Origin of the sequence: Arthrobacter sp. 3Tela_A (assembly GCF_049311025.1) — a bacterium.
In the GTDB taxonomy this organism is placed as follows: Bacteria; Actinomycetota; Actinomycetes; order Actinomycetales; family Micrococcaceae; genus Arthrobacter_B.
This window is the reverse complement of the sequence record NZ_JAXIOM010000114.1, coordinates 1-1,692: the sequence shown is the minus strand read 5'-3', so window position 1 is coordinate 1,692 and position 1,692 is coordinate 1. Positions and strand designations below refer to the sequence as shown.

The window sequence follows — 1,692 nt, the reverse complement described above, 5'->3', positions numbered from 1 at the left end:
GGCTTTCGGGGCTGGGGCGGCAGGCGCGCCCGGCACGGACAGAGTGGATCAGACCGAGCAAATGCTGACGCTCATGGGAAGCCTGCCCCTGGACCGGCTGGGCCGGTTTCCCGGTTCACCGCTGAGCGCGGACCAGGCGGCCGGCCTAGCCCGGCTGGTCGCGGAGCGAGCCGGCGAGGATCAGGGCTAGTCAGCAGGGGCTGAACGGCAGCGGGACGGGAACAGCGCCGGAGAATTACTGCGAAGCCTACTGCGAAGCCCGCTCCTGGTCTCCGGCGTCCTGGGCGGGGACACTGCGTTCCGATGCCGCTGCCGCGACGGTTCCGGCAACCAGCAGCGCCGCAATGCTCACGCACACGGCCAGCAGCGGAAGCGTCCAGCTCCCTGAAACGTCATGCAGGGTGCCCAGTGCGACCGGGCCGGCCGCCGCGACCAGGTAGCCCCCGCCCTGGACCATCGCGGAGAGCTGTCCGGCTTGCCGGCCGGAGCCGCCCAGCCGGACCAGGATCAGGAAAATGACGGTGATCCCTGCTCCCTGAGCCATTCCGCCGAAAGTCACCCAGACCACCCACCCGGCCGGTGCGAGCAGCAGTCCTGCAGGAAGCGCAGCCCAGGCGGCAACCGTCAGCCAGAGGAGGGTCCGGGTGCGCAGCCGCCGCGCCAGCAGCGGAACGGCCAGCGCACCGGCGATCGCGGGTCCCTGGAACAGGGAGGCTCCGGCCCCCGCACCGGCGGCGTCCAGTCCCAGCAGGTCAGAGAGCAGGGTGGGCAGCCAGGTGGAAACGGCGTAAAAGGAAAAGGCCTGGCCGCTGAAGGCAATGAGCAGAAGCCATGCGACCGGACGGCGCCATACCGCCGGCTGCGCCTGCGGAGCAGGCTCACCGGCAGCGTCTGCCGGGGCGGGGGTGCCGCCGTCGCCGGTTCCACGGGCGGCTTTCTCCCCGGCCCCTCCCAGCAGGAAGTCCCGCCAGCCCACCAGTCCCAGCCAGGCCAGGGCTGCCGCGATGGCCAGTGTGCACCAGACCGCCATGGCAAGACGCCAGCCGAAGGCAGCAGCCAGCGGTGCGGTCAGGATCAGCGTGGTCATCGAGCCGATGTTCATGGCCGCCGTATAGGTTCCGGTCACCAGGGGCACCCGAGCGGGCGGGAAGTCCCGGCGGATGATGACCGGAACCAGGACATTGCCGACGGCGATGGAGGCGCCGATGACTACCGTCCCGGCCAGTGCGAGGCCGGTTCCTCCGGCTGAGCGGAGCAGCGTGCCTGCCAGAATGCCGGCCAGGCAGAACGCGATTGCCTGGTCCGGTCCCCCGCGCCGGAGCAGCGGCAGCGCCAGGAAGGAGATCACACCGAAGCAGGCAATGGGCAGGGCTGTCAGCAGGCCTGAGGTCTGCACAGACATCCCCAGCTCGGACTGCAGTACGTCCAGGATGGGTGAGGGCGCCACGATCGGTCCGCGGAAATTCAGCGCGATGAGGACGATTCCGGCCAGGGCACCCCAGAACACCATCCGGGCGGAGCGCCTGCGGCCGTTCCGTCCGGTGCCTGCGGGACTGTCGAGGTGCATGCTGCGGCGATTCCTTCGGGACTCGGGGTCGGCAGCCGGCGCGGCGGCCTGACGCGATTCTCTCACCACCCGGGCAGTTCAGGCCGGTAGGCACGCAGTACGCCCCGGGCATTGCTGCCCGGGGC

General features: G+C 70.6%; 2 protein-coding genes. One reads left to right on the top strand and one right to left on the bottom strand.

Features of this window, described 5'->3' with window-relative positions; genetic code table 11:
- The coding region (locus TVC13_RS18000; protein ID WP_422402494.1) for a hypothetical protein at positions 1 to 190 on the top strand (190 nt) is incomplete at its 5' end.
- Positions 191 to 247: 57 nt separating this feature from the next.
- Here the strand turns inward: TVC13_RS18000 and TVC13_RS17995 are convergent.
- Positions 248 to 1,567, bottom strand: coding sequence for an MFS transporter (locus TVC13_RS17995; RefSeq protein WP_422402493.1), 1,320 nt, complete (start codon positions 1,565 to 1,567; stop codon positions 248 to 250).
- Positions 1,568 to 1,692: the final 125 nt, after the last annotated feature.

Excerpts from the sequence above, each read along its gene's own strand:
- TVC13_RS17995 (WP_422402493.1), bottom strand. The coding sequence starts at position 1,567 with ATGCACCTCGACAGTCCCGCAGGCACCGGACGGAACGGCCGCAGGCGC.